The following is a 25,517-nucleotide window of genomic DNA, read 5'->3' on the forward strand; positions in this document are numbered from 1 at the left end:
CCACGCGCCACACGCCGCCCGGAGGGCTCAATGACCACCATGCACTCCCCCGCGCTGGAGGTGCCGACTCGCCCGCGCCGCCGAATGCCCAAGGCGACGCTGCTGATCGGCTTGGTGCTGCTGCTGCTCTTGATCGTGGCCGCCATTTTCCCGCAGTATCTGGCCCGCTACAGCCCCACCGACTTCGATTACGAAGCGATCTTGCAGGGGCCGAATGCCAAGCATGTCTTCGGCACCGACAACTTCGGGCGCGACATTCTGAGCCGGATCATCTACGGCACCCGCGTCGATATGCAGATCGCCGTGTTTACCACTCTCTTTCCGTTCATCTTCGGCACGCTGCTGGGAGCCCTGACCGGTTACCTGGGCAAATGGAGCGACGCGGTGGTGGGCCGCTTCGCCGATCTGGTGGTGGTCTTTCCCTTCCTGGTGCTGGTCATCGCCATCGTGGCGGTGCTGGGGCCGGGCCTTACCAACATGTACATCGCGGTCAGCGCGGTGGGCTGGGTCAGCTACTGGCGGCTGACACGCGGCGAGGTCATGGCGCAGAAGAAAGCCGAATATGCGCAGGCCGGACGGGTGCTCGGGTACAGCCCAGGACGCATTCTGCTGCGCCACCTGCTGCCCAACGCCGTCACGCCCGCCATCGTCTATCTGATGACCGACATGAGCCTGGGCATTCTGCTGGGCGCGTCGCTCGGCTATCTGGGCCTGGGCGCACAGCCGCCCACACCCGAATGGGGCGTGATGGTGGCCGACGGTAAAAACTTCATGGCCACCGCGTGGTGGATCAGCACCTTTCCGGGCCTGGCCCTGACGCTGGCAGGCGTGACCTTCAGCCTGATCGGTGACGGATTGGCCGACGCCCTGAGGCCCCGCGCATGACCGCTTTTGTTAAGGAACAGGCTCCACTCCTGACTGTGCGCGATCTGAACGTCCGCATTCCCACACCTGGTGGGGTGCTCCACGCGGTGCGCGGCGTCAACTTCGATTTGATGCCCGGCGAGGTGCTGGGCCTGGTGGGCGAGTCGGGCAGCGGCAAGAGCGTGACCCTGCGCTCGCTGATCCGGCTGCACCGCCCGCCGATTCAGATGACCGGAACCGTCGAGTACGGCGGCCAGAATCTGCTGGGCGTCTCCGACTCGAAGCTGCGCTCGGTGCGCGGCGGGCAGATCAGCATGATCTTTCAGGAGCCGATGTCAGCCCTCAATCCGGTGCTGACGGTGGGCGAGCAGATCGAGGAGAACCTGCGCGAACACAAAGGCTTGCGTGGCAAGGCGGCGCAGAACCGGGCCGCTGAACTGCTGGACCTGACCGGCATTCCCAGCCCCCGCGCCCGCCTCGCGGATTACCCACACCAGTTTTCCGGCGGGATGCGCCAGCGGGCCATGATCGCCATTGCGCTGGCTTCCGAGCCGCAATTGCTGCTGGCTGACGAGCCGACGACGGCACTCGACGTGACCATCCAGGATCAGATCCTGAGACTCCTGCTGCGGCTGCGAGAGGAACTGCACATGAGCGTGATTCTGGTGACGCACGATCTGGGCGTGGTGGCGCAGACCTGTGACCGGGTGGCCGTGATGTACGGCGGGCGATTGGTGGAAACGGCGGGTGTGAACGACCTGTTTCACGCGCCCAAACACGCCTACACGCTGGGCCTCTTGCGGAGCCTGCCGGGGGCCGGGGAGCACCGACGCCCGCTTCAGCCGATTCCCGGCGGGCCGCCTGATTTGCGTTCGCTGCCGCCGGGTTGCCCCTTTGCGCCGCGCTGCGAATACGTGACGGACGACTGCCGGGGCAACGAGCCGCCCCTGCTGGAAGTTGCGCCGGGACGGTTCAGCGCCTGCATTCATTACGCCGAATTGCCAGCCCTCAAAGCCAGTCTCGAGGAGGTAGGAGTATGACCGTGCCTCTCTCCAAATCCACTCCGCCTTTAATGGAAATCCACGGTCTGACCAAGACGTTTCCGGTGGCGCAGAGCTTACTTTCGCGCTGGAGAGGCCAACCGCAGCGGGCGGTGCAGGCCCTGACCGACGTGGAGCTGAACGTGCGGCGCGGCGAGACGCTCGGCATCGTGGGCGAGAGTGGCTGCGGCAAGTCCACGCTGGCCCGCACGCTGGTCCGGCTCTACGACGCCGACCGGGGCAGCGTCCGTTACGGCGATCTGGACGTGCTGGCGCTGCGCGGCGCGGACTTGCGGCAATACAACCGCCGGGTTCAGATGATCTTTCAAGATCCCTATTCCAGCCTCAACCCGCGTATGACCGTTGAAGCTGTGCTGCGCGAGGCGCTGAGCGTCCACAAGATGCGCCCGCCCGCCGAGCAGCCCGCCCGCGTGCGCGAACTGCTGAAGCTGGTGGGTCTGCCACCCGAGGCTGCTGGACGCCTGCCGCACGAGTTCTCCGGCGGCCAACGCCAGCGCATCGGCATCGCGCGGGCGCTGGCGCTGGAACCCGAATGCCTAATCGCCGACGAGCTGGTGTCGGCGCTGGACGTGTCGGTGCAGGCGCAGGTGGTCAACCTGCTGCTGGAGTTGCAGGAACGCCTGGACCTGACGGTGCTGTTCGTGGCCCACGATTTGCGGCTGGTGCGTCACATCTCGCACCGGGTGGCGGTGATGTATTTGGGCCGGGTGGTGGAAGTCTCGGACACGGAGACGATCTTCACGGCTCCGCGTCATCCGTACACGCAGGCTCTTCTCGCCGCTGCGCCCACCCTCGATCCGAGCCAGCGCACGGCGGCCCCGGCCATCATGGGCGAGTTGCCCAGCCCGCTGAACGTGCCGAGCGGCTGCGCCTTCAGAACACGCTGCCCGTACGCCTTCGAGCGCTGCGCCACCGAGCGGCCCGCCCTGCTCAAGTTGGAAGACGGCCCGGAGGTGGCCTGCCATCTGTACGACCCTGCCCAAACTGCGCCCTTCAAGCTGGCGACATGAAATCTCCCGTGCAGGAACCATCTTCCGGAGCCGCTGAGCCTTTTGTCTGGCCGCTGGGCATCGACCGCAGTCTGGGGGTGCCGGTCAACACCCAACTGCGCGGGCAACTGGAATACGGGATTGCCTGCGGGGACATCCCGCGCGGCGCACGGCTGCCCAGCGTGCGCGAACTGTCTCAGGAACTGGGCGTGGCGCACATGACGGTGGCGGGCGTCTACAAAGAACTGCTGGGGCTGGGCCTGATCATGACCTCACGCGGGCGCGGCACCTTCGTGGCCGCCGCGCCGCAGCCGCCGCCCGGCCCTGATTTGACGCGGCTGACCCGGCTGCTCTCGGACACGCTGGCGCGGGCCGAGGGCGAGGGCTACAGCCTGCGCCAGATCGGGGAGGCCATGAACGCCCTGATCGCACGCGGCGCACAGCCGCAGCAAACCGGTGTCAGCGTGCTGCTGGTGGGCTTATTTGCCGACGCCACCCGCAGTTACGCGGCGAACGTTCAGGCGGCGCTGCCTGCCGGAGACCGGGTGCAGGCAGTCACGCTGGACGACCTGCGTTCCGGGCGCTCGCACACCGACGCGCAAAACGCCGACGTGGTGCTGGCGCTGGCCCACCGCCTGAATGAGACGCGGGCACTTTTGCCGGGCCGGGAGATTATTCCGGTGGGCTTCATTCCCTCGCAGCGCACCCGAGCGGCGCTGGCGGCCCTCGACCCGATGATCCGGCTGACGATTGTGACGACCTTCGAAGAATTTCTGCCCACCTTTCTGAGCGGCGTCAAACGTTTCGCGCCGCATGTCTTGTCTATTCAGGCCACTCACCTGCACGCCAAGGATTTACAGAGCGTGCTGGACGCCTGTGACGTGGCCACTTACGCCACCGGCTCCGAAAGAGTCCGCACCTTGATACCCAACAAGCCGGCCCTCGAATACCGCCACGTCGTCGACCCGCGCGACATCGGGGGGCTGGTGCTGCCCGCCGTGGAAGCGCAGCGAACGTCCCGAAAAACGCCATCACACAAGCCCAAAAAGGAGCTGTCATGACCGCGATTGAACAGATGAACTGGATGCAGGTCGAAGAGTACCTCAAGAGCGACAACCGCTGCATTTTGCCGCTGGGCAGCACCGAGCAGCATGCGCACCTGAGCCTGTGCGTGGACAACATCTTGCCCTCCAAGCTGGCACATGACGCGGTGGGGGGCTCCGGCGTGCCGGTCTTTCCCGTCTTACCCTACGGCGTCACGCCGTACTTCCGGGCCTATCCGGGCAGCATCAATATCCGGGTGCAGACGTATTTGGCGATCGTGCGCGATATTCTGGACGACCTGCACGAGCAGGGCTTCCGGCGAATATTGATCGTCAACGGACACGGCGGCAACACCCCAGCGCAGGGCTTTACCGCCGAGTGGATGGCCGACCATCCCGGCACGCAGGTCAAGTTTCACAACTGGTGGAACGCCCCGCAGGTCTGGGCCAAAGTGCAGGCCACCGACTCCAACGCCAGCCACGCGTCTTGGATGGAGAATTTTCCGTGGACGCGGCTAGACGGCGTGGAGATGCCGGACACGGAGAAAACTGGCGTGGACTTCGATTACATGCGGTTGCTCGGCCCGGCGGCGCTGCGCGAGTACCTTGGTGAGGGCAATTTCGGCGGCAAATTCCAGCGCCCCGACGCCGACATGCAGGCCATCTGGGACGTGGCCGTGGCCGAAACCCGCGCCATGCTGGAAAAAGGGTGGGCCGAGTGAGCGAGGAGGACTCGCAACGCCTGCTGATCTGGGGAGCCGGGGCCATCGGCGGCACGATTGGCGCGTATCTGCTGCGCGGCGGCTGTGACGTGACCTTCGTGGATGTGGACGCGGGTCACGTCACAGCCATCAATGAACGCGGCCTGAGCATCACCGGCCCGTTTGGAGAGTTCAACGTGACTGCCCCCGCCTTCACCCCAGAGACGCTGAAAAGCCAGTGGGACACCATCTTGCTGTGTACCAAGGCGCAACACACGGCGGCGGCAGCCAAAGCCCTCGCGCCCCATCTCAGCCCCGGCGGCGTGGTGGTGTCCATCCAGAATGGCCTCAACCCGCTGATCATCAACGAACACATCCCGCCGGGGCAGGTGCTGGGCAGCTTCGTCAACTTCGGCGCGGATTATCTGGAGCCGGGCGTGGTGCAGTACGGCGGGCGGGGCGTGGTGGTCATCGGTGAGCAGGACGGACAGTTGACCGATCGGGCGCGGCGAGTCCATCAGATGCTCCAGCACTTCGAGCCTGACGCCGTCCTGAGTCCCAACGTGTTCGGCTACCTGTGGAGCAAGCTCGCTTACGGGGCACTGCTGTTTGCCACCGCCGTGACCAACGACAGCATCGCCGACGCGCTTGCACGGCCCGAAGACCGCGCCCTCTACACCGAACTGGGCCGCGAGGTCATGCGGGTGGCCCTGGCGCACGGGGTCACGCCCGAAGCCTTCAACGGCTTTGACCCGGCGGCCTTTTTGCCGGATGCTGGTGACGCGGCGGCGCAAACAAGTCTGGACGAGATGGTGGCCTTCAACCGCCGCAGCGCCAAGACACACAGTGGCATCTGGCGCGATCTGGCGGTTCGCAAACGCACGACGGAGGTGGACGCGCAACTCGGCTGGGTGGTGCATTTTGGGGCGCAGCACGCCGTTCCCACACCATTAAATGCCCGACTGATCGAGCTGATTCACGAAATAGAGCAAGGAACGCGTGAGCTGGGCCGCGAGAATCTAACGGAGTTGCGCGGCCTCCTTCTTGAGGAACAAGCATGAGCGGCAGTCAACGCTTCACAGGTCAGACCGTCATTGTCACGGGCGCGGCCCACGGCTTCGGGCGCACGATTGCCCACGCTTTCGCTGGTGAGGGAGCGGCGGTCTGGGCCTGCGACGTGAACACCGAGGGGTTGGATGAAACGGCCCGGCTGATTCAGGAAGGCAGCCTGACGATCCAGACCCGGAAAGTGGACGTGGGTGACGCGGCTGCCGTCTCAGCTTTCATGGCCGAAGTCGTGGCCGAGACGGGCCGTGTGGATGTGCTGGTCAACAACGCGGGCGGCGTGCGAGGGCAGGTGGGCCGCCCCATCGAGGAGATCAGCGCCCCGGATTGGCAGGCCATCTTCGCCGTCAACGTGGACGGGGCCTTTTTCTTCGCGCAGGCGGCGGCCCCGCACATGAAGGCCCAGAAGTCGGGCCGGATCATCAACATTTCCAGCGGCGCGGGCCTAGGCATCAGCCTGACCGGTATTCAGGCGTATGCCTCGGCCAAGGCTGCCCAGATCGGCCTGACCCGCCAGTTGGCGCATGAGCTGGGCGCGTGGGGCATCACCGTCAACAACGTGGCTCCCGGTTTCGTCCGCAGCAATCCCACCACCGAGCGCCAGTGGGAAAGCTACGGCGAGGAGGGCCAGCGCAAACTGATAGACGGCATCGCGCTGAAGCGGCTGGGAACCCCTGAAGACATCGCCAATGCGGTGCTGTTCTTCGCCTCCGATCAGGCGGGCTGGGTGACCGGGCAAGTCTTGAGTGTGGACGGCGGTAAATGAGCGGCCTGAACGATGTGCTGAACAAGTTGAGTGAGCGTTCTGAGGCCTCACTCTCCGAACTGATCGAGTTCGCCAGCATCCCCAGCGTCAGCGCCCAGCCGGATCACAAACCGGACATGGAGCGGGCGGCGGCGTGGCTCTCGGAGCGCCTGAAACGCGCTGGCCTGGGGACGGTGGAACGCTGGCCCACCGCCGGACACGCCGCCGTCTACGCCGAGTACTTGGACGCGGGCAAGGACGCGCCCACCCTGCTCGTCTACGGCCACTACGACGTTCAGCCGCCTGACCCGCTGGAGAAATGGCACACGCCACCGTTTACGCTCACGGTCAAAGACGGCAGAATCTATGGGCGTGGCGTCAGCGATGACAAGGGACCGCTGCTGCTGACCGTGCAGGTGGTGGACGCTTACCTGTCCACGCTGGGCAAGTTGCCCCTCAACCTCAAATTCTTGTTCGAGGGCGAGGAGGAGGTTGGCAGCGCCCACCTGAACGAACTCGTCGCGCAGAACGCCGAGCGGCTCAAGGCCGATTTCGTCCTGAGTGCCGACGGCGGGATGTGGAGTGCGGAGATACCCTCACTGACGGTCAGCGCACGCGGGCTGGTGGCGCTGGAACTCACCGTGCGCGGCCCCACCAAAGACCTGCACTCCGGGCGGCACGGCGGCAGTGTCCACAATCCTCTGCACGCGCTAGCGACTTTGATTGCCGGACTTCACGACGAATCAGGCCGCGTGACGGTGCCGGGCTTCTACGACGGCATTGCCGAACTGACGCCCCAGCAGCGTGAGGGCATCCGGCAACTGCCCTTCACCGACGAGGCGTATCTGACCCAGACCGGAGCGCCTGCCGTCTACGGCGAATCCGGCTACTCCACGCTGGAGCGCCAGTGGCACCGGCCCACGCTGGAAGTCAACGGGATGTGGGGCGGCTACACCGGCGAGGGAACCAAAACCGTGCTGCCGAGTGAGGCCCACGCCAAAATCACCTGCCGCCTGGTGCCGGGGCAGGAACCGGGGCGGATCACGCAGCTGCTCAAGCAGCACTTGGAGGACAATTTGCCGCCCGGTGTCACGCTGGAACTTCACCCCGGCGAACACGGCGCGCGCGCCTACCACCTGCCTGATGACCACCCCGGCGGGGCGCTGGCGCGGGAAGTGCTGGCCGAGCTGTACGGCAAGCCGCCGCTGGACGTGGGCATGGGCGGCAGCATTCCGGTGCTGGAGACTTTTCAAAGCGTACTGGGCCTCGACACCGTGTTTTTTAGTTTCTCGGTAGGCGACGAGGACATCCACGCCCCCAACGAATTTTTCCGCATCCCACGCTTGTCCGAGGGCCAGAAGGCTTGGGCGCAGTTGTGGTGGAAGCTGGGCCATCAGGAGAAAAGATGAATGAATTTCAGCGCCGCTCGGCAGAAATCAACGACTTGTTGTGTGTTCTGAATGTGCTCAACTGGGACGCCCGCACCCAGATGCCCGCAGGCGGCAGTTCGGCCCGCGCCCAACAACAGGCAACCATCAGCGCTCTGGCGCAGGAAAAATTGCTCGATCCGGCTTACGAGGCGGCGGCGCAAGCGGTCAGCGCTGACGACAGCGATGATGACGTGGAGAACCGTGCCGCGCAGCAGGCTCTGGCGGCTGTCTCGGCCCTCAAGCGCATTCCCGCCGAACTGACCCGCGAACTGGCCCTGCTCAAATCAGAAGCGCAGGACGTGTGGGCGCGGGCCAAAGCGGCCAACGACTTTCAGATGTTCGCCCCGGCCCTGACACGGATGGTGGAGCTGAACCGCCAACTGGCCGAGGCGCTGGGCTACGAGGGCCACCCTTACGACGCACTGCTCAACCTCTACGAGCCGGGTGTCACGGTGGCCACGCTGCTGCCGCTGTTCGAGCGGCTCCGCGCCCATCATGTGCCGCTCCTCAAGGCCATCCAGCAGCAACCCCAGCCGCGCAGCGATTTCCTGAACCGCTCGTATCCAGCAGACGCGCAAAAGCGTGTTTCCCTGACGCTGGCGCAGAAGTTCGGCTACGACACCCAGCGCGGGCGGCTCGACGAATCGGCCCACCCCTTCGAGATCAGTTTCACCCGTCAGGATGTGCGGATCACCACCCGCTTTCAGGAAAAATTCCTATCGGGCGCACTGTTCGGCACGCTGCATGAAACCGGACACGCCATGTACGAGCAGGGCGTCCGCCCCGAGCTGAGCCGCACTGTGCTGACCAGTGATTTGACGGGCCTCTACGCGGTGGGCGGGGCCAGCTATGGCACGCACGAGAGCCAGTCGCGGCTGTGGGAAAACCGAATTGGGCGCTCAAAGGCGTACTGGAACCTGCACTTTTCGCAGCTTCAGGACGCGTTCCCAGAGCAGTTCGCGGACGTGGACACCGCCGCCTTTCACCGGGCCATCAACACCGTGCGCCCCAGCCTCATCCGGGTGGAGGCCGACGAGCTGACGTATGACCTCCACATCATGCTGCGGGTCGAGCTGGAACGCCAACTCATCGGCGGCGAACTGGCGGTTAAGGACTTGCCCGCCGCCTGGAACGCCCGCATCAAATCCGACCTCGGTCTGGACGTGCCGGACGACGCACACGGCGTGTTGCAAGACATCCACTGGTCGGCGGGTATGATCGGCTCGTTTCCCACCTATACCATCGGCAACGTGATGGCCTCGCAGTTCTATGCGGCAGCGCTGGAGCAGGTGCCAGATCTGGAAGCTGGCCTAGCGCGTGGCGAGTACACCCCCCTGCGCGAGTGGCTCACAGACAACATCTATCAGCATGGCCGCACCTTCACGCCCCACGAACTGCTGATGCGCGTGACCGGGCACGGCCTCGACCCGCAACCTTACCTGGATTACCTCAGCGGCAAATACGGCGAACTCTACGGCCTGGACCTTCAAAAAGTAGGCACTCAAAAGGAGCAAACAACATGACCCAGACAAACGGAAAACTGGCAGGAAAAGTCGCCCTCGTCACCGGAGCCTCCAGCGGCATCGGCGAGGCCACCGCCCTGGCCCTGGCCGAACACGGCGCAGCGGTGGCGCTGGTGGCCCGGCGCAAGGACCGTCTGGATGAACTGGCTGCCAAGATCGAGAGCATGGGCGGCAAGGTGGCCGTGATCGTCTCCGATCTGGCGCAGGCCGGGCAAGGCGCGGAAGTCGTCAAGCAGACCGTCAGCGCCCTGGGCCGCCTGGACATCGTGGTGAACAACGCGGGCGTGATGCTGCTCGGCCCCCTCTCCGGCGGCGATCCCAGCGACCTGACGCGCATGATGGACCTCAACGTCACGGCGCTGATGCACCTCTCGCAGGCGGCGCTGGAAGTCATGAAGCCGCAGAAGAGCGGGCACATCGTCAACATCTCCTCAGTGTCGGGGCGAGGGGCCAGTCCGCTGAGTGCCGGATATAGCGCCAGCAAATGGGCGGTGGGGGGATTTAGCGAGGGCCTGCGGCAGGAAGCCAAAGCCGACCGGATTCGCGTGACCGTCATCGAGCCCGGTGTGGTCGCCACCGAGCTGACCGATCACATTACCCACACCCAGACCAAGGACATGTACGAGGGCCGCATCAAGGACATGGAGATGCTGCAATCGGAAGACATCGCCGCTGCCGTTGTCTATGCCGTGACCCAGCCGGAGCGCGTGAACGTGAATGAGCTGCTGATCCGCCCGCTTGATCAGGGCTGAACTCAGGCTGACTGCCGCCTGCCTGCTTGGTCAAAAAAGAGTTTCTTTTGACCAAGCAGGCAGGTTCAGTAGATGCGGACAGCCCGAGACGTGGAGTCGGGTCTGGCCGTACTTATTCTTCGTGAATGGCGACGCGCATGCCCTCGGCGGTGATCCAGCCTCGGTACATGCCCTCAGTGTTATACGGCAGGGCGACGTTGCCGTCTTTGTCCACCGCGCACAGCCCCGCACCGCCGCCTGCTCCCAGCTTGCCGAGGGCCACCATTTCGCCGTGAATCATGGCGTCGGTGGCCTCACTTAACGCCGCGCCCTGATAAAGCATTCGGGCGTGGATTTCGTGACCGAGCACGCGGCGAATAAAAAACTCCCCCTTACCCGTGCCCGACAGCGCACAGGTGCGGTCATCAGCCCAGGTGCCCGCCCCGATGATCGGTGAGTCGCCGATGCGTCCGGTGGGCTTGGCAGTGTAGCCGCCCGTGGAGGTTGCTGCCGCCAGGTGACCGTGCAGGTCGAGCGCCGCCGCGCCCACCGTGCCGTGCTTGTCGCGCTCGGGAGCGGCGGCCAGTGTACCTTCACGCTCGCGCTCCAACATTCTTTCCAGCGCCTCCCGCCGGGAAGGGGTGGTAAAAAAGCTGTTGTCCACCACTTCAAATCCCCGCTGCCGCGCCCACTCGTCGGCGGCCTCACCCACCAGCAGCAGCGGATCGGCCACCTCGGCCAGTGAGCGGGCCACTCGCACCGGATGGCGAATGCGCCGCGCTCCGGCCACCGCACCTGCCAGGCCCGCCGCGCCGTCCATCACCGAGGCGTCCAGCTCATGGTAGCCGTCCCGGTTGAGGGCCGCGCCGTAGCCCGCGTTGAACACCGGGTCGTCTTCCATCACCGCGACCGCTTCCGTTACCGCGTCGGTGGCCGCGCCGCCCGCCGTCAAGACGCTGAAGCCCGCTTGAAGCGCCCGGCGCAGCGCCTCACGGGCGGCCCGGTTGAGATCCGGGGTCAATTCGTCTTTGGGAATCGCGCCGCAGCCGCCGTGGATCGCCAGCACTGGAGTCCGTCTCGTGGTCGTCATTTGCACCTCTCGCCTCAGCATAGCAACCTTCCCGGTTGTTGGAATGGCCCAGTTCGGTTGAAAAAGTCCAGCACCGGGAACGGGATCACTCGGGCTCCTCGCCCGCCGGTTTGGTTTCTGATTGTGGCAGCGGCAACTCGGGGCCGTTCTTGAATTCTTCCAGCACCACGCAGGTCTGAATCCGGTCGATCACGTCTTGGGCCTGCGCCAGCGTCTGCAACAAATCGCGCAGCTCACTTTGATCGCGCACCAAGATTTTGAGAATGGCGTCACTCGTTCCGGTCAGCGTGTAGCATTCCAGCACCTGAGGAATGTCCGCCACCGCCCGGCGCAGGGCGTCCTGGTTCTCGAAGCGCAAGTTGGAGCGAAACGTCACCAGCATGAACGCCAGCAGGTCAAGTCCCAAGCTGCGCCGGTTCAGGAGCGCCACCGTACGCTGAAAGTACCCCTGACTTTTGAGGCGGGCCAAGCGCTTGTGCAGCCCAGCCGGTGAGAGGCCCACCTCACGGGCCAGCTCAGCGCGGTTGACTTCAGCGTCGCGTTGCAGGGCCGAGAGTAATTGCCGATCTATCTCATCCAAGCGTTCAGGCCGCATAAGAGGGAAAATATATCAACAATTTTGCCGGTCTGGGTAAATAGTCTAGACGGTCGTTGCACTTCTAGAAACATTCATCTACTCTACGGCATGCAACCAAGGGGCTATTTGCTGAAGGGCGCTGGGCCTACCAAGGAAACAAGCTAGATGGGAGCTGATCTCCTGTCAGCTGCCCCCCTCCTGGAAACGCGCGACCTCGCCAAGTCTTTTCGCGGTTTGAGGGCGCTCAGGAATCACGCCATCAGTGTACGCGAACGCGAGATCGTGGGCATTATCGGGCCGAACGGCAGCGGTAAAAGCACGCTGTTTAATCTGGTGACTGGCTTCCTGAAACCGACAGCGGGAGCGGTTTATCTGCGCGGACAGGCCGTCACCAATCTGCCTCCGGCTCAGGTCAACCGGCTGGGCATTGCCCGCACCTTTCAGGGCACCCGGCTGTTTGCTCAACTCAGCGTGCTGGAAAATGTGCTGGCCGCCGCGCAGCTCCGGCACCCCAGCTCGCTGCCCGGCGTGCTGCTGGGCCTGCCCGCCGCCCGCGCCGCCCGGCAAGCCGCCGAGAACACCGCCCGTGAGCTGCTGGCCCTTACCGGCTTGGAACATCAGGCCAATCTGCGGGCTGCCAGCTTGCCCTACGGCGACGGACGCCGCTTAGAGATCGCGCGGGCGATGGCGACCCGCCCCGCGCTACTGATGCTGGACGAACCTGCCGCCGGGCTGAACGCAGGCGAAACTCAGGCTTTGGCGCAGCTGATCGGCAGTCTGCGCGACCGCTACAGCGTGGCCGTCATCGTGATCGAGCACGATATGGATTTGGTCATGAATCTGTGCGAGCGGGTGCAGGTGCTGGCGCAGGGTCAAGTCATCGGCGAGGGCACGCCCGCCGAGGTGCAGGCCAGCGTGCGGGTGCGCGAGGCGTACTTGGGGAGTGACGATGCAGCCTGAGATGAATCAGCCGCTTCTCGCCCTGAATGATCTCTACGTCAATTACGGCGCGGTCAGCGCCCTGCGGGGCGTCAGCTTGCACCTGTATGCCGGTGAAGTCGTGGCGCTGTTGGGAGCCAACGGCGCAGGCAAATCCACCACCCTGCGGGCCATTTCTAACCTCATCAAAGTCGCCAGCGGTCAGATTTTACTGGACGGCTCCCCACTCACCGGCCTGAGTCCCACCGAGGTGGTGGCGCGGGGCGTGGCGCACTGCCCGGAAGGAAGGCGGGTCTTCGGCGGCATGAGCGTGCTGGAAAACCTGCGGCTGGGAGCCAGCGTGCGGAGTGACAGCGAGGGGATTAAAAGTGACACCGAGCGGATGCTGAGCCTCTTCCCGATTCTGGCCGAGCGGCGCAGTCAGGCGGCGGGCACGCTCTCGGGCGGCGAGCAGCAGATGCTGGCGCTGGCCCGCGCCCTGATGGCCCGCCCACGCTTGCTGCTGCTGGACGAACCCTCGCTGGGCGTGGCTCCGCTCATTATCAAAGAAATCTTCAAGATCCTGCGCGAGCTGCGCGAAACGGGCGTGACCATCTTGCTGGTGGAACAAAATGCCCGCGCCGCGCTGGGCTTGGCCGACCGGGCCTACGTGCTGCGAACCGGCAGCGTGGCCCTCTCCGGCAGCGCCGCCGATCTGAGCCAGAGTGAGGAAGTGGCGCAGGCTTACTTGGGTGGGGGCGCGGCGTGACCGGCTTTGAGTACCTGTTCCAGCAACTCGTGAACGCTCTGAGCGTAGGCAGCCTGTACGCCCTGATCGCGGTGGGCCTGTCTCTGATCTTCGGCATCCTGCGACTCTCCAACTTCGCGCACGGCGACATGATGATGATCGGGGCGTTCGCCACCGTGCTGCTGACCACCTCCGGCCTCAGCTTCTTGCCTGCCTGCCTGCTGGGCATCGCCGTCGCGGCGCTGGCGGGCGTCATCATCGAGCGGGTGGCCTACCGCCCAGTGCGCGGCGCACCCGACGTGACCATGCTGCTGACCAGCCTGGCGCTGACCTTCATTCTGGAAAACCTGGGTATTCTGCTGTTCACCGCCTCGCCGCGCAACTTCCCGCTGCCCGATTGGATGACCAAACTGTGGAGTCTGGCGGACGGACGCGTGACCTTTACCAACATCAATGTGTTGAGCGTGGGCCTGACCCTCGTCTCGCTGCTCTTCCTGACTTGGTTCATGCGCCGCACCACCGTCGGGCTGGGGATGCGGGCCGCCGCCGAGGATCTGGGCGCGGCGCAGCTCGTCGGGGTGCGGGTCAACCGGGTCATCGTGGTGGCGTTCATGCTGGCCTCGGCCTTCGCGGGGCTGGCGGGCGTGCTGTGGGCGGCGCAGGCCGGGGTGGTCGATCCGCTGATGGGCTTCACGCCGCTGCTCAAGGCGTTTGTCGCCGCCATCATCGGCGGGCTGGGCAGTTTGCCGGGCGCGGTGCTGGGCGGCTACCTGCTGGGAGCCTTGGAAGTGCTGATCGTGGCCTTTTTGCCGCCGGAAGTCTCGCCCTACCGCGACGCCATCGTGTTCGGCTTGCTGATCGGCTTTCTGCTACTCAGACCCGGCGGCCTGCTCAATGTCACCCGCGAGGTCAAGCTGTGACGCGCTTCTGGCGGCTCAGCGTGGGCCTAGTTCTATTGGCGTTGCTGGCCTGGCTGGGGCCACAGCTCATGCCCGATTACTTCGTGCGGGTGCTGATCGTGATGGCGGTCAACGTGGTGCTGGTTTCCAGCCTGGGGCTGTCCAACGGCTTTACCGGAGTGTTCTCGCTGGGGCATGTGGGCTTCGTGGCGCTGGGCGCGTACAGCAGCGCCATCCTAACCCTGGCGCTGGACAAAAAATTGGCTTACCTGCCCTACCTCCCCGGCTGGCTGGCGCAAATTCAACTCGGCTTTCTGCCCGCCACCCTGATCGCGGGTTTGCTGTGCGCCCTCGTGGGATTGATCGTGGGTGCGCCCCTGATGCGCCTCAACGGCAACTACGTCAGCGTCGCGACCCTGGGCTTTCTGATCATCGTCAACGTGGTGCTGGTCAACGCCGAGAGCTTCACGCGCGGGGCACGGACGTTTACCGGCATCGACACCTCCACCACCTTGCCCTGGGCGCTGGGCTGGATGGTGCTGACCCTATTTATCCTCTCGCGGGTGGCGTACTCGCCGTTTGGCCGGGCCATGCGGGCTACCCGCGAAGACCTGATCGCGGCGCAGGGCATCGGCATCCGGGTACTGCCCACACGGCTGATGGCCTTTATTATCGGGGCCTTCTTCGCGGGCGTGGGCGGTGCGCTGTATGCCCATTACCTCGGTTCCTTCTCCCCGGCCACCTTCTACTTCGCCCTGATGGTCACGCAACTGGCGATGCTGGTGGTGGGCGGGCAGGGCAGTCTCACCGGGGCGGCGGTGGGCGTGGTGCTGGTCACGCTGCTCTCCGAGGTGCTCCGTAACCTCGAGCGCGGCTTCTCGCTCGGCTCTCTCACGCTGCCGCCGCTTTACGGGGTCAGTCAGATCGTGCTGGGCATGGTGTTCATTCTGGTGATGGTCTACCGCCCGTCAGGGCTGCTGGGCGACCGCGAACTTCAACTCGTTGACTCATCGAAGGCGTCTCAGGGCGCTTCATCTGAACAGGAGGCTGTATGAACAATAAGAATCTCGTCCGCTTGATGCTGGCCGCTGGGCTGGCCTCGCTCACCCCCTCGCTGGCGCAGGGAAAGACGCCCATCAAGATCGGCGGAGCGTTCAACCTCACCGGGGCACTCTCCAGCCTGGACGCGCCCGCCGCCAACGGGGCCAAACTGGCGGTCAAGGAGATCAACGCCGCCGGGGGCGTGCTGGGCCGCCCGCTGGAACTGGTCGTCTACGACGGAAAGAGTGACGCCGCCACCATCACCAACGTCGCCTCGCAGCTCATCAGCAGCGCCAAGGTGCGGGCCATCGTGGGCTTCACCGACTCGGACTCGGCTCTGGCGCTGGGCCCGATTGCTCAGAAGGCTGGCGTGCCCTTCGTGACGGCAGGGGCCACTTCACCGCAACTGCCCACCCAGATCGGCGACACCATGTTCCTGGCTCCTTTTGGCGACAACGTACAGGCGGCGGTGGGAGCCGAGTTCGCTTACAAAAACCTGAAGGGCAAAACCGCTTACCTGCTGGTCGACCGCAGCGCCGAGTACACCACTCTGCTCGCCAAGTATTTCAAAGACGCTTACCTCAAAGCGGGCGGCAAGATCACTTTGGAAGACTCGTACAAGTCCGGCGACAAGAACTTCGGGGCGCAGATCACCCGGCTGCGGGCGCTGGCCCAAAAGCCGGATATCCTCTACATCGCCGCTTTACCCGACGACATCGGCACGCTGGTCAAGCAGGTCAGGCAGGCGGGCATCATATCGCCGATCGTGGGGGGCGATGGGTACGACACGCCGCTTCTGGTGCAGGTGGGCGGCACGAGCGCCAACAACGTCTACTTTACCACCCACGCCCTGATCAGTCCCAAGAGCACCCCCGCCGTCAAGAAGTTCATGGCCGGCTATCAGAAGGATTTTGGTAAGGAGCCGGAGAACGCTTTTGCCGCGCTGGGCTACGACTCGGTTTACCTGGTGGCTGACGCCATCAAGCGGGCGGGCAGCGATGAGCCGGCCAAGATCAAGGCGGCGCTGGCAACCACCAAGAACCTCAAAACCGTGACAGGCACCATCACTTACGCGCCCGGCTCGCGGGTGCCGCAGAAAGGCGTGACAGTGATCGGCGTCAAGAACAAAGAACTCACCCTGGCGGCGGAGATGACGCCTACTTATGTCCCCAAACCCTGATCCTTCCACGTCTGAGCAGTTGCCGGGCCTGTGGGCCGCCTACCAGCAGCACCTTCGCGGCGCGACCTACACCGATTTGACCCACGCCTTCTTTCCCGGTCAGCCCCACTTCCCGGCCTTTCCCGATCAAACGTTCGGCAATTTTGTGAGCTTAGCTGACGGCGCACTCTTCGAGGTGCATCAGTACGGCTTTGTCGGGCAATGGGGCACGCACGTCGATCCGCCCTCGCACATGGTGGCGGGCGGGCGCACCATCTCCGAACTGAGCGTCAATGAAATGCTGCTGCCGCTGTGCGTGCTGAATATCAGCGAGCAGGTGAAGGCCGACCCAGATTACCGTCCCACGTTGGCCGATCTGGAAGCCTGGGAGTCGCAACACGGCCGCGTGCCGGAGGGCAGTTTCGTGGCTCTTAGAACCGACTGGTATCAGCGCTGGCCGGACCGGGAACGCATGGCCAACGCGGACGCTGAGGGCGTGGCCCACTTCCCTGGCTGGAGTCTTGAGGTGCTGAAAGCGCTGCTGGAGGAGCGCAGCGTCGTGGCGGTCGGCCACGAAACCACCGACACCGACGGCGGCATTTCTAGCACCCGTGACGGCGATTACAGCCTGGAAGCCTATATCCTGGGCCGCGACTGCTGGCAACTGGAACTCCTCACCAACCTAGATAAAGTGCCTGAAACTGGCGCACTGCTGCTGGCAAGCTGGCCCAACCCGAGGGGCGGCTCCGGCTTCCCGGCGCGGGCGGTGGCAATCCATTTATGATTCCCGACACCGAGACGATCCTTCAGCAAGACGTCCAACTCACCCGCATCCTGTGGACCGACAACGCGGGCCTGACCCGTGCCAAGGCCGTGACCCGCCCCAGTTTGCCGGGAGCGCTGCTGCGCGGCGTGGGCCTGAGTATGGGTCAGCAGGCACTGGCGATGATGGTGGACAGCGTAGTCCCGGAAAGTGGCCTGAGCGCGGTGGGTGAAGTGAGAATCGTGCCCGATCCGGCCAGTTACGTCACTTTGCCCTACGCGCCCGGCTCAGCAGCGATGGTGAGCGACATGCGGACCCTGGACGGAAAAGCCTGGGCGCACTGCCCCCGCGACTTCCTACGCCGTCAGGTAGAGGCCGCTCGGCAACTCGGCTTCACGGTGATGGCGAGTTTTGAAAACGAGTTTTACCTGTTCAAGGACGGAGAGCCGCTGGACAGCAGCGTGTACGGAGCGCTGGAGGGCTTTTCAGCTTCTAACGCCTTCGCGCTGGATGTCCTGGCGGCACTGGACGCCCATGGCCTGAGCCCCGAGATGTACTATCCCGAATCCGGCCCCGGCCAGCAGGAGATTTCCATTGCACCTGCCGAAGGGATAGTCGCCGCTGACTGTCAGGTGCTGTTCAAGATGGCGGTGAATGGCGTGGCGCGTCAGCACGGCCTGCGGGCCTCGTTTGCCGCCAAGCCGGTCAGGGACGGAGCGGGCAGCGGGTGTCACATTCACCTGAGTCTGTGGCGAGACGGAGTCAATACTTTTTATGATCCCAGTGACGATCTTGGATTGTCCCTGACGGCGCGGCAATCCATCGCGGGTGTGCTGACCCATTTACCGGGCCTGTGCGCCCTGACGGTGCCTTCGGTCAATTCATACCGCCGCTTGCTGCCGGGCTGGTGGGCGGGCAGCTACGCCTGCTGGGGCTTGGACAACCGCGAGGCCAGCGTGCGGGTCGCCAGCGGCCACCTGTTGAGCGGCGCGGGCGGGGGCAGCACCAACTTCGAACTCAAGACCTGCGACGCCAGCGCCAACCCGTATCTGGCACTGGGCGGACTGCTGGCCTGTGTACTGGACGGCCTGAAACGCGAACTAGACCCCGGAGCGCCGCTGGATAAGCCGCCGGGCGACCTCACCGACGCAGAGCGGGCCGAGCGCCGCATTCAACGCTTGCCCGAATCGTTACCGGAAGCGCTGGCCACTTGCGAGCAAGACGACGTGCTTCAAGCGGCCCTCGGCCCCGATCTGGCCCGCTCGTTTACGGCTGTGCGCCGCGCCGAGGCCGCCTACTTTGCCACTCAGAACGAGGACACCGAACTTCATATGCACCGTTTCGTCTACTAATTCCGCTTCCGCTCAGGAGACTGCTTTGAACCTCGATCACATCCCGATTCTCGATCACCACGCCCACGCCATCTTTCACGAAGCGGGCTGGCGCACGGCCCCATTGGAAAGCTACTTTACCGAAGCTTACGACCCCGAAGTGCTGAAGCGCCACACCCCGCACGGTATCTTCTACCGCCGCTCCCTGCGCGAGCTGGCTGAATTCTACAGCTGCGAGCCAGAGAGAACGGCGGTGGACGCGGCGCGGCAGGCGGCGGATTATCTGGACGTGGCGCGGCGCATGATCCGTGAAGCCAACATCGACACCGTGCTGCTGGACGACGGCCTGTTCACGGGTCAGTTGATGAGCGTGGCCGAATCGGATTCGCTGCTCCCCTGGCAAGCCCGGCGCGTCCTGCGGCTGGAAGCGGTGCTGGCCGGATTGGTTTGGCAACATGACCGCGTCCCCGATTTGCTTCACTCGTTTGAATCGCATCTGCGGCAAGTCGCCCCCACACTGGCCGGACTCAAGAGCGTCATCGCTTACCGCACCGGGCTGGCGGTGGAGAAGTGGGACGCGGGCGAGGTGCAGGCTGCTTACGACGCCCTCAAACGCGACTTGAAAACAGGTGAGACACCAAAACTCACCAGCAAGCCACTTCTGGACACAGCGCTGCTGCTGGCCTTGCGAGTAGCACGTGACGTGGATTTGCCCGTCCAGTTTCACACCGGCTACGGCGATCCTGACCTTGATTTGCGCCTCGCCAATCCGCTCCATCTGCGCTCCCTGTTTGAAGACCCCGATTTGCGCGGCCTCAAAATCGTGATGCTGCATTGCTACCCGTTTACCCGCGAGGCGGGCTACCTCGCCAGCGTCTACCCCGGCGCGTACCTCGATCTCAGCCTGAGCATTCCCTTCCTCAGTCAGCACGGCATGAGGACACACGTCCATGAGGCGCTGCACCTCTCGCCGCTGAGCAAACTCCTGTTTGCCACCGACGCCTCGCGCACGCCGGAGCTGTTTTATCTGGGCGCTCGCTGGGGCCGCCGGATGCTGGGCGAGGTGCTGGACGACACCGTGCGGGTGGGCGATTTGACGGCCAACGAGGCTGAGGAAGCCGCCGTGATGCTGTTGCGTGGAAATGCTTCGGCGCTGTATCCGGCTCCTGTGCAGCTAACGGCGCCCACACAGGCTCAGGCGTGACCACGCTGCCCGTCGTCAAAACCGCGCCCGCTGCAAAAACGCGCTCGGTGGCCTGGCGGCGCTTCTCACGTGACCGGGCCGCCTTGACCGGACTCGTCATCTGCATTTTGATCGTGCTGGCCGCGCTGCTGGCTCCCTGGCTTTCGCCACACGATCCCAATTTTCAGTTCCCTGACGGCCTCTCTCTGGAGGGTGCACCCCAGTCGCCCAGCCGCACCTTTCTGCTGGGCACCGACCTGCTAGGGCGCGATCTGCTCTCGCGGCTGCTGTGGGGGGCGCGGGCGTCTCTCTTGGTGGGCGTGCTCGCCAACGGGCTGGCGGTCATCATCGGCGTGCTGCTGGGCGCACTCGGCGGACTGTGGCGCGGTGTGGTTGGCACCCTGATCATGCGCTTTACCGACGTGATGATGGCCTTCCCAGTGCTGCTCCTCGCCATCGCTCTGACCGCCATCCTGCGCCCCAGCTTGTGGATCGTGACTTTGGTGATCGCGCTGCTCAACTGGGTGGCGGTGGCGCGGGTCATCTATGCGCAGGTCGTTTCGCTACGCGAGCGCGAATTCGTGGAAGCGGCGCAGGCGGTGGGCGCGTCCGGCACCCGGGTTCTGTTCCGACATGTCGCGCCGCACCTGCTGCCCACCGCGCTGGTGTGGGGGTCGCTGGGCATCGGCACCACCGTACTGTTAGAAGCCACGCTGTCCTTTCTGGGTGTGGGCGTGCAGCCGCCGACGCCGAGTTGGGGCGGCATCATCAATGAGTCACAGAGTTACCTGACCACCGCGCCCTGGCTGGTGCTGTTTCCCGGCGCGGCCATTTTGCTCACCTCGCTGGGCTTCAATCTGCTGGGCGAGGGCCTGCGCGACGCGCTCGATCCCAACGGGAACGGCTGATGCTGCCGTTCGCCGCCTCGCGGGTGATGCAGAGCTTGTTTGTGCTGCTGATCGCCTCGGTGATGACCTTCAGCTTGATTTTTTTGCTGCCTGCCGACCCAGCCCGCTTGGTCGCCGGGCCGAGCGCCAGCGTTCAGACCGTCAACAGCATCCGGCGCGAGCTGGGATTAGATCAGCCGTTCGCCGCCCAGTACGCGCAGTACCTCGGGAAGTTGCTGCAAGGCGATCTGGGCCGCTCCTACAAGCAGCAGTCCAGCGTGCGCGAGTTGCTGGCCTCGCGCATCTGGCCGACCACTCAACTGATGCTGGGGGCCATCGCCCTGGAGCTGCTGCTCGGCCTGCCGCTGGGCATCTGGGCAGCGCTCAGGCGCGGGCGCTGGCCCGACCGGGTGGTGATGGGCTTCGCCTTTCTGGGAGCCTCTGCGCCGCAGTTCTGGCTGGGCCTGAGCTTAGTCTACTTGCTGGCTTACGGCCTGAACCTCTTTCCGCTGGGCGGCTACGGCGGACTGTCGCACCTGTTCTTGCCCGCCCTTACCCTTGGGCTGGGCGGCGCGGGCTGGTACGCACGGGTGATCCGCTCCAGTTTGCTGGAGGTGCTGGCCCGCGATTATGTCCGCACCGCCCGCGCCAAAGGCCTATCACCCTCACGGGTGGTGATTCGCCACGCCCTGCGCAACGCCGTACCGCCCATCATCAGCATGATCGGATTGGATATCGGCGTGTTCATGGGCGGGGTGGTGGTGGTGGAAAGCGTCTTCGGTTGGCCGGGCTTAGGGCGACTCGTCTGGGACGCCATCCGGGTGGTCGATCTTCCGGTCATCGTGGGGGTTGTCATCTTCAGCGCCGTCGTCATCACGCTTGCCAACCTGCTGGCCGACCTCGTTCAGCTCGTCATTGATCCGCGTATTCGCTACTCGTAGTTCCGTTTCCAAAGGAGAAATTATGAAAACACTGACCACAACGGCGCTCCTCGGTTTGACCCTTTTGCTCGGCGGCGCTCTGGCCGCGCCGGGCGGCAACATCACCGTCTCTTACAAAGATGACGTGACCACCCTCGACCCAGCAGTGGGCTACGACTACCAAAACTGGCCGATGGAGAAGATGGTCTTCGACGCTCTGCTGGACTACAAACCCGGCTCCACGACGCTGACGCCGCGCCTGGCCGCCAAGATGCCGGACGTTTCCAAAGACGGCAAGACGTATACCTTCACCCTGCGCAAAGGCGTCAAGTTCCAGAACGGGCGGGTGATGACGGCGGACGACGTGAAATACACCCTGGAGCGCGTCCTCAACCCCAAAACCAAGAGTCCGGGCCAGAGCTTTTACACCGGGATCGCGGGCGCACAGGCGTTCGTGGACGGCAAGGCCAAGGCGGTCTCGGGCATCACCGTGCTGGCCCCTGACAAGCTGCGGATCACGCTGGACGCGCCCAACGCCGCTTTCCTCAACATCATGGCCATGAACTTCGCTTTCATCGTACCCAAGGAGGCGGTCGCCAGCGCCGGAGAGGATTTTGGCCACAAGCCCGTCGGCACCGGGCCGTTTACCCTCAAGTTGTGGGTCAACGGACAGCAGCTCGTGTTTGAACGCAATCCCAATTACTTCATGCCGGGCTTGCCGCAACTTGCCAGCGTCACCGTCAAGGTCGGCCTCGACCCCAGCGTGGCTTACCTCAGCCTCCAGCGCGGCGAGATCGATCTGCTCGGTGACGGCATTCCGCCCGCTCAGTTTCTGCAAGTCACCCGTGATCCTAAGCTCAAGGCCAGCGTGGTGTCCAAGACTTCAGTCAACACCACCTACCTGAGCCTCAACACCGGCATCAAGCCGCTCAACGACCTGCGGGTGCGTCAGGCCATTAACATGGCAGTCGACAAAACCAAGATTTTGCGGATCATCAACGGGCGCGGTGAGATTGCCAAAGGCGTGCTGCCGCCGCTGATGCCCGGCTACGACAAGACTGAAGCGGGGTACGCTTACGACCCGGTTAAAGCCAAAGCGCTGCTGGCGGCGGCGGGCCTGAAGTCCGGCTTCGACACCACGCTCTACACCACCTCCACCGACCCAAATCCGCGTATCGCCCAGAGCATCCAGCAAGACCTCGCCCAGATCGGCGTGCGGGTACAGCTCAAGAGCCTGGCTCAGAGCAGCGTGATCGACGCGGCGGGTACGCCCAAGACGGCGGCGATGGTCTGGTCAGGCGGGCTGGCCTGGACGCAGGACTATCCCGATCCCAGTGATTTTTACTGGCCGATCTTGTCGTGCAAAAGTGCGGTGCAGGGCGGCTGGAACTGGCCTTTCATCTGTGACAAAGCGCTGGACGCCCGCGCCGACAAAGCCGATAGGATGGTGGCCCCGGCTCAGCAAGCGGCCCGCCTGAAAGAATACGCCAGCATTTTCGCCGCCATGAACAAGCAGGCCGCGTGGGTGCCAGTCTTCCACGAGGTGCGCTACACCATGAAGTCTGATCGTCTGGTGGGCAGCGTGGACGATCTGCTTGACCCGACGCACTTCATCAATTACGAGCGGCTGTCGGTCAAATAAAGACCGCGCTGGGCCGACCGTAAGAAGACCGAGCAAGCGCTTGTGGGGAGAGGCGGTGTCATCTCTTTTCCCACAAGCCGCCCGCCACAAATGCAATGGCAAGGAGCAACATGACCGCCAGACCAAAATGCACCATCCACGATCACCATTACGGCTGGGACAACAGCCTAGCGCCCGCTTTGGAAGTCGAGAGCGGCGAGACCATCGAATTTGAAGTCGTCGATTCCGGCGGCGGCCAGTTCACGCCCGCGTCCACCTCCGCCGACGTGACCGCGCTGGACTTCTCCAAGATCAATCCGGTCACTGGCCCGGTGTACGTCCACGGCGCAGAGCCGGGCGACGCCCTGCAAGTCGAGATTTTGGAGTTCCGGCCCTCCGGCTTCGGCTGGACGGCGATCATTCCCGGTTTCGGGCTACTAGCCGATGAATTTTCCGAGCCGTACCTCAAGCTATGGAATTACACCGACACTTCAGCGGAGTTTCATCACGGCATTCAGGTGCCGGTGCGTCCCTTTCCTGGCACCATCGGCAACGCGCCCGCTGAGGCTGGCCATCACAGCGTCGTGCCGCCGAGAGCGGTGGGCGGCAACATGGACATCCGCGATCTGACGGCAGGCAGCACCCTCCACCTGCCCGTCGCGGTCAAGGGCGCACTCTTCTCGGTGGGCGACACCCACGCGGCCCAGGGCGACGGTGAGGTGTGCGGGACGGCGATTGAATCGGCCATGCACATCACGCTGCGTTTTACCTTGAAAAAGGCTGCGAAGCTGAGAACGCCGCGCTTCTCCACGCCCGGCCCGGTCACCGCACATATCGACCAGAAGGGCTATCAGGTGACGACTGGCATCGGCCCCGACCTGTACGCCGCCGCGCAGGACGCCACCCGCAACATGATTGAGCTGATGATGGCCGAGTACGCTCTCAGCGCCCAGGACGCTTACCTGCTGTGCAGCGTGTGCGCCGACCTGCGCATCAGCGAAATTGTGGACGCCCCCAACTGGCTGGTCGGGCTGTACTTGCCAAAGAGTATTTTCAGTTAGAGCCTCTAGGAGGAGCTTCGTAGGCTGCTCCCGGCGACAGGCCCGTGAGGACGCCTGTCATCGGGAATACGCCAGTCCTCAGTCGTCCCAGACGATCACCACTTTGCCAGTCTTGCCAGTATCGAAGGTTTCGTAAGCGCTCTGGGCTTGTTCCAGCGTGAAGCGGTGCGTCACCGTGACTTCAGGGTGCAGCTTCCAGCGCTCCAGCAACTCCACCAAGCGCTGCATTTGCCCAATGCTGCACACCCACGACCCCAGCAGGCTCAGCTGCTTGTGAATCAGCAGCGGGCTGGGCTCAAAATTGAGGGTGCCGCCCTCGCCCACCAGCACCACCCGTCCCCACGTCCTTGCCGCCTCCAAGCACAGGTGCCGCGCTGACGCTACGCCCGAGCAATCGAAGGCCACTTCAAAGCCGCGCTGCCCGCTGAGTGCCATCAACTGCTCCAAGGCGTCCTCACCGGGTTCGGCGATCTGTTCAAAGCCCAGCGAGCGGGCCAGTTCACGCCGTTCTGCGACGCCCTCGACGCCCACCACCTCGGCACCGAGGGCGCGGCAGAGTAGGGCCACACTCAGTCCCACTGGGCCAAGTCCGGTGATCAGCACCCGGTCTTTTCCAGAGACGGCGGCCCGCTCGCAGGCGGCAAAAGCGGTGCCGAACCCGCAGGCGATGATGGCTCCGTCCACGTAGCTGAGCGAGTCGGACAGCCGGACGAGGGTGCGCTCCTCGGCCAGCAGGTACGGCGCGTGGCCGCCGTCGCGCTGCCAGCCGTAAGCGGCCCGCTGCGGCGAGGTACATGAGATCATGTATCCGGCGCGGCAATCGTCGCAGGCCCCGCATCCGGCGATGTGATACAGCACCACCCTATCGCCCGGTGCAAAGGTTTTCACGCCCAGCCCTACCTCCTCCACCACGCCGCAGGGTTCATGTCCGGCGATCACGCCCCGGTACGCCTCGGGGCCATGTCCCTGATCCTTGGGCCGGTAAATGGCCCTGAGGTCGCTGCCACACAAGCTCGACGCCTTCATCCTCACCAGCACCTGACCGGCCTGCGGCCGAGGAATGGGCAGATCACGAAATTCGAATTGCCGCTCACCCGGCAGCACCACGCCCCGCATTGTCGTCATTGACTCTCCTTATTGGGGTCAGCTGCTTGCACTTCCAGAACT

The 25,517-nt window shown here is 64.4% G+C and carries 25 protein-coding genes; 22 read left to right on the forward strand and 3 right to left on the reverse strand.

The annotated features are described in order from the left end of the window. Nucleotides 1–30: 30 nt before the first annotated feature. Genes FNU79_RS14520 through FNU79_RS14565 form a run of 10 tightly spaced genes read left to right on the forward strand, consistent with a single transcriptional unit; the run spans nucleotide 31 to nucleotide 10,173 of the window. Nucleotides 31–885: an ABC transporter permease gene (locus FNU79_RS14520; protein ID WP_143721531.1), complete on the forward strand. Its 855-nt coding sequence runs from the start codon at nucleotides 31–33 to the stop codon at nucleotides 883–885. Next, the gene (locus FNU79_RS14525; RefSeq protein ID WP_143721532.1) at nucleotides 882–1,904 is read left to right on the forward strand and encodes an ABC transporter ATP-binding protein; all 1,023 of its coding nucleotides are present in this window, start codon (nucleotides 882–884) and stop codon (nucleotides 1,902–1,904) included. The genes FNU79_RS14520 and FNU79_RS14525 overlap by 4 nt, the downstream gene beginning before the upstream one ends. Next, nucleotides 1,901–2,935 (forward strand): ABC transporter ATP-binding protein, encoded by a 1,035-nt coding sequence (locus tag FNU79_RS14530; protein WP_225430092.1) that lies wholly within the window; start codon nucleotides 1,901–1,903, stop codon nucleotides 2,933–2,935. The genes FNU79_RS14525 and FNU79_RS14530 overlap by 4 nt, the downstream gene beginning before the upstream one ends. Further along, entirely contained in the window at nucleotides 2,932–3,975 is a 1,044-nt protein-coding gene (locus FNU79_RS14535; protein ID WP_143721533.1) for a GntR family transcriptional regulator, read from the forward strand. Before FNU79_RS14530 ends, FNU79_RS14535 begins: the two co-directional genes overlap by 4 nt. Next, nucleotides 3,972–4,679, forward strand: a complete 708-nt coding sequence (locus tag FNU79_RS14540; protein WP_225430093.1) for a creatininase family protein — start codon at nucleotides 3,972–3,974, stop codon at nucleotides 4,677–4,679. Before FNU79_RS14535 ends, FNU79_RS14540 begins: the two co-directional genes overlap by 4 nt. Continuing rightward, nucleotides 4,676–5,719 (forward strand): ketopantoate reductase family protein, encoded by a 1,044-nt coding sequence (locus tag FNU79_RS14545; RefSeq protein WP_143721534.1) that lies wholly within the window; start codon nucleotides 4,676–4,678, stop codon nucleotides 5,717–5,719. Before FNU79_RS14540 ends, FNU79_RS14545 begins: the two co-directional genes overlap by 4 nt. Continuing rightward, complete coding sequence (locus FNU79_RS14550; protein WP_143721535.1) at nucleotides 5,716–6,489, forward strand: SDR family NAD(P)-dependent oxidoreductase; 774 nt, start codon at nucleotides 5,716–5,718, stop codon at nucleotides 6,487–6,489. Before FNU79_RS14545 ends, FNU79_RS14550 begins: the two co-directional genes overlap by 4 nt. Next, nucleotides 6,486–7,877, forward strand: a complete 1,392-nt coding sequence (locus FNU79_RS14555; protein ID WP_143721536.1) for a dipeptidase — start codon at nucleotides 6,486–6,488, stop codon at nucleotides 7,875–7,877. The genes FNU79_RS14550 and FNU79_RS14555 overlap by 4 nt, the downstream gene beginning before the upstream one ends. Then, a complete protein-coding gene (locus FNU79_RS14560; RefSeq protein ID WP_143721537.1) occupies nucleotides 7,874–9,421 on the forward strand; it encodes a carboxypeptidase M32 in 1,548 nt (515 codons plus the stop codon). Before FNU79_RS14555 ends, FNU79_RS14560 begins: the two co-directional genes overlap by 4 nt. Further along, nucleotides 9,418–10,173 carry an SDR family NAD(P)-dependent oxidoreductase gene (locus FNU79_RS14565; protein WP_143721538.1) on the forward strand — a complete coding sequence of 252 codons (756 nt, stop codon included), beginning with the start codon at nucleotides 9,418–9,420 and terminating at the stop codon, nucleotides 10,171–10,173. The genes FNU79_RS14560 and FNU79_RS14565 overlap by 4 nt, the downstream gene beginning before the upstream one ends. Nucleotides 10,174–10,285: 112 nt before the next feature. On the opposite strand, the gene FNU79_RS14570 is transcribed toward FNU79_RS14565, so the two are convergent. Together FNU79_RS14570 and FNU79_RS14575 are read right to left on the reverse strand one after the other, a co-directional pair. Beyond that, a complete protein-coding gene (locus FNU79_RS14570) occupies nucleotides 10,286–11,242 on the reverse strand; it encodes an isoaspartyl peptidase/L-asparaginase family protein (RefSeq protein ID WP_143721539.1) in 957 nt (318 codons plus the stop codon). Between the two features lie 85 nt (nucleotides 11,243–11,327). Continuing rightward, the gene (locus tag FNU79_RS14575) at nucleotides 11,328–11,837 is read right to left on the reverse strand and encodes an Lrp/AsnC family transcriptional regulator (protein WP_143721540.1); all 510 of its coding nucleotides are present in this window, start codon (nucleotides 11,835–11,837) and stop codon (nucleotides 11,328–11,330) included. A 147-nt stretch (nucleotides 11,838–11,984) separates the two neighbouring features. On the opposite strand from FNU79_RS14575, the gene FNU79_RS14580 reads away from it, so the two are divergent. From FNU79_RS14580 to FNU79_RS14635, 12 genes are all read left to right on the forward strand, one after another. Then, nucleotides 11,985–12,779 carry an ABC transporter ATP-binding protein gene (locus FNU79_RS14580; RefSeq protein WP_143721541.1) on the forward strand — a complete coding sequence of 265 codons (795 nt, stop codon included), beginning with the start codon at nucleotides 11,985–11,987 and terminating at the stop codon, nucleotides 12,777–12,779. Nucleotide 12,780: 1 nt separating this feature from the next. After that, complete coding sequence (locus FNU79_RS14585) at nucleotides 12,781–13,506, forward strand: ABC transporter ATP-binding protein (RefSeq protein ID WP_143721542.1); 726 nt, start codon at nucleotides 12,781–12,783, stop codon at nucleotides 13,504–13,506. Then, nucleotides 13,503–14,405 (forward strand): branched-chain amino acid ABC transporter permease, encoded by a 903-nt coding sequence (locus FNU79_RS14590; RefSeq protein ID WP_143721543.1) that lies wholly within the window; start codon nucleotides 13,503–13,505, stop codon nucleotides 14,403–14,405. Before FNU79_RS14585 ends, FNU79_RS14590 begins: the two co-directional genes overlap by 4 nt. Further along, on the forward strand, nucleotides 14,402–15,439 hold the full coding sequence (locus FNU79_RS14595; protein WP_225430094.1) for a branched-chain amino acid ABC transporter permease: 1,038 nt from the start codon (nucleotides 14,402–14,404) through the stop codon (nucleotides 15,437–15,439). Before FNU79_RS14590 ends, FNU79_RS14595 begins: the two co-directional genes overlap by 4 nt. Next, nucleotides 15,436–16,605: an ABC transporter substrate-binding protein gene (locus FNU79_RS14600; RefSeq protein WP_143721544.1), complete on the forward strand. Its 1,170-nt coding sequence runs from the start codon at nucleotides 15,436–15,438 to the stop codon at nucleotides 16,603–16,605. The genes FNU79_RS14595 and FNU79_RS14600 overlap by 4 nt, the downstream gene beginning before the upstream one ends. Then, nucleotides 16,589–17,368 carry a cyclase family protein gene (locus FNU79_RS14605; RefSeq protein ID WP_143721545.1) on the forward strand — a complete coding sequence of 260 codons (780 nt, stop codon included), beginning with the start codon at nucleotides 16,589–16,591 and terminating at the stop codon, nucleotides 17,366–17,368. Before FNU79_RS14600 ends, FNU79_RS14605 begins: the two co-directional genes overlap by 17 nt. After that, complete coding sequence (locus tag FNU79_RS14610) at nucleotides 17,365–18,699, forward strand: glutamine synthetase family protein (RefSeq protein WP_143721546.1); 1,335 nt, start codon at nucleotides 17,365–17,367, stop codon at nucleotides 18,697–18,699. Before FNU79_RS14605 ends, FNU79_RS14610 begins: the two co-directional genes overlap by 4 nt. A 25-nt stretch (nucleotides 18,700–18,724) precedes the next feature. After that, nucleotides 18,725–19,882, forward strand: a complete 1,158-nt coding sequence (locus FNU79_RS14615; RefSeq protein ID WP_143721547.1) for an amidohydrolase family protein — start codon at nucleotides 18,725–18,727, stop codon at nucleotides 19,880–19,882. Beyond that, entirely contained in the window at nucleotides 19,879–20,769 is an 891-nt protein-coding gene (locus FNU79_RS14620) for an ABC transporter permease (protein ID WP_143721548.1), read from the forward strand. The genes FNU79_RS14615 and FNU79_RS14620 overlap by 4 nt, the downstream gene beginning before the upstream one ends. After that, nucleotides 20,769–21,689: an ABC transporter permease gene (locus tag FNU79_RS14625; RefSeq protein ID WP_124874988.1), complete on the forward strand. Its 921-nt coding sequence runs from the start codon at nucleotides 20,769–20,771 to the stop codon at nucleotides 21,687–21,689. Before FNU79_RS14620 ends, FNU79_RS14625 begins: the two co-directional genes overlap by 1 nt. Before the next feature lie 22 nt (nucleotides 21,690–21,711). Beyond that, the gene (locus tag FNU79_RS14630) at nucleotides 21,712–23,310 is read left to right on the forward strand and encodes an ABC transporter substrate-binding protein (protein WP_143721549.1); all 1,599 of its coding nucleotides are present in this window, start codon (nucleotides 21,712–21,714) and stop codon (nucleotides 23,308–23,310) included. Nucleotides 23,311–23,420: 110 nt separating this feature from the next. After that, on the forward strand, nucleotides 23,421–24,350 hold the full coding sequence (locus tag FNU79_RS14635; RefSeq protein WP_143721550.1) for an acetamidase/formamidase family protein: 930 nt from the start codon (nucleotides 23,421–23,423) through the stop codon (nucleotides 24,348–24,350). A gap of 78 nt (nucleotides 24,351–24,428) precedes the next feature. Here the strand turns inward: FNU79_RS14635 and FNU79_RS14640 are convergent, their stop codons facing one another. Beyond that, nucleotides 24,429–25,475, reverse strand: a complete 1,047-nt coding sequence (locus tag FNU79_RS14640) for a zinc-dependent alcohol dehydrogenase family protein (protein ID WP_225430095.1) — start codon at nucleotides 25,473–25,475, stop codon at nucleotides 24,429–24,431. Between the last annotated feature and the right edge of the window lie 42 nt (nucleotides 25,476–25,517).

It is taken from the genome of Deinococcus detaillensis (assembly GCF_007280555.1).
GTDB classification, from domain to species: Bacteria; Deinococcota; Deinococci; order Deinococcales; family Deinococcaceae; genus Deinococcus; species Deinococcus detaillensis.

Coding starts and splice junctions, on each gene's coding strand:
- FNU79_RS14530 (WP_225430092.1), top strand. CDS start 1,901: ATGACCGTGCCTCTCTCCAAATCCACTCCGCCTTTAATGGAAATCCAC.
- FNU79_RS14565 (WP_143721538.1), top strand. CDS start 9,418: ATGACCCAGACAAACGGAAAACTGGCAGGAAAAGTCGCCCTCGTCACC.
- FNU79_RS14640 (WP_225430095.1), bottom strand. CDS start 25,475: ATGACGACAATGCGGGGCGTGGTGCTGCCGGGTGAGCGGCAATTCGAA.
- FNU79_RS14585 (WP_143721542.1), top strand. CDS start 12,781: ATGAATCAGCCGCTTCTCGCCCTGAATGATCTCTACGTCAATTACGGC.
- FNU79_RS14630 (WP_143721549.1), top strand. CDS start 21,712: ATGAAAACACTGACCACAACGGCGCTCCTCGGTTTGACCCTTTTGCTC.
- FNU79_RS14555 (WP_143721536.1), top strand. CDS start 6,486: ATGAGCGGCCTGAACGATGTGCTGAACAAGTTGAGTGAGCGTTCTGAG.
- FNU79_RS14550 (WP_143721535.1), top strand. CDS start 5,716: ATGAGCGGCAGTCAACGCTTCACAGGTCAGACCGTCATTGTCACGGGC.
- FNU79_RS14600 (WP_143721544.1), top strand. CDS start 15,436: ATGAACAATAAGAATCTCGTCCGCTTGATGCTGGCCGCTGGGCTGGCC.
- FNU79_RS14560 (WP_143721537.1), top strand. CDS start 7,874: ATGAATGAATTTCAGCGCCGCTCGGCAGAAATCAACGACTTGTTGTGT.
- FNU79_RS14570 (WP_143721539.1), bottom strand. CDS start 11,242: ATGACGACCACGAGACGGACTCCAGTGCTGGCGATCCACGGCGGCTGC.
- FNU79_RS14580 (WP_143721541.1), top strand. CDS start 11,985: ATGGGAGCTGATCTCCTGTCAGCTGCCCCCCTCCTGGAAACGCGCGAC.
- FNU79_RS14520 (WP_143721531.1), top strand. CDS start 31: ATGACCACCATGCACTCCCCCGCGCTGGAGGTGCCGACTCGCCCGCGC.
- FNU79_RS14535 (WP_143721533.1), top strand. CDS start 2,932: ATGAAATCTCCCGTGCAGGAACCATCTTCCGGAGCCGCTGAGCCTTTT.
- FNU79_RS14575 (WP_143721540.1), bottom strand. CDS start 11,837: ATGCGGCCTGAACGCTTGGATGAGATAGATCGGCAATTACTCTCGGCC.
- FNU79_RS14610 (WP_143721546.1), top strand. CDS start 17,365: ATGATTCCCGACACCGAGACGATCCTTCAGCAAGACGTCCAACTCACC.
- FNU79_RS14625 (WP_124874988.1), top strand. CDS start 20,769: ATGCTGCCGTTCGCCGCCTCGCGGGTGATGCAGAGCTTGTTTGTGCTG.
- FNU79_RS14605 (WP_143721545.1), top strand. CDS start 16,589: ATGTCCCCAAACCCTGATCCTTCCACGTCTGAGCAGTTGCCGGGCCTG.
- FNU79_RS14525 (WP_143721532.1), top strand. CDS start 882: ATGACCGCTTTTGTTAAGGAACAGGCTCCACTCCTGACTGTGCGCGAT.
- FNU79_RS14540 (WP_225430093.1), top strand. CDS start 3,972: ATGACCGCGATTGAACAGATGAACTGGATGCAGGTCGAAGAGTACCTC.
- FNU79_RS14635 (WP_143721550.1), top strand. CDS start 23,421: ATGACCGCCAGACCAAAATGCACCATCCACGATCACCATTACGGCTGG.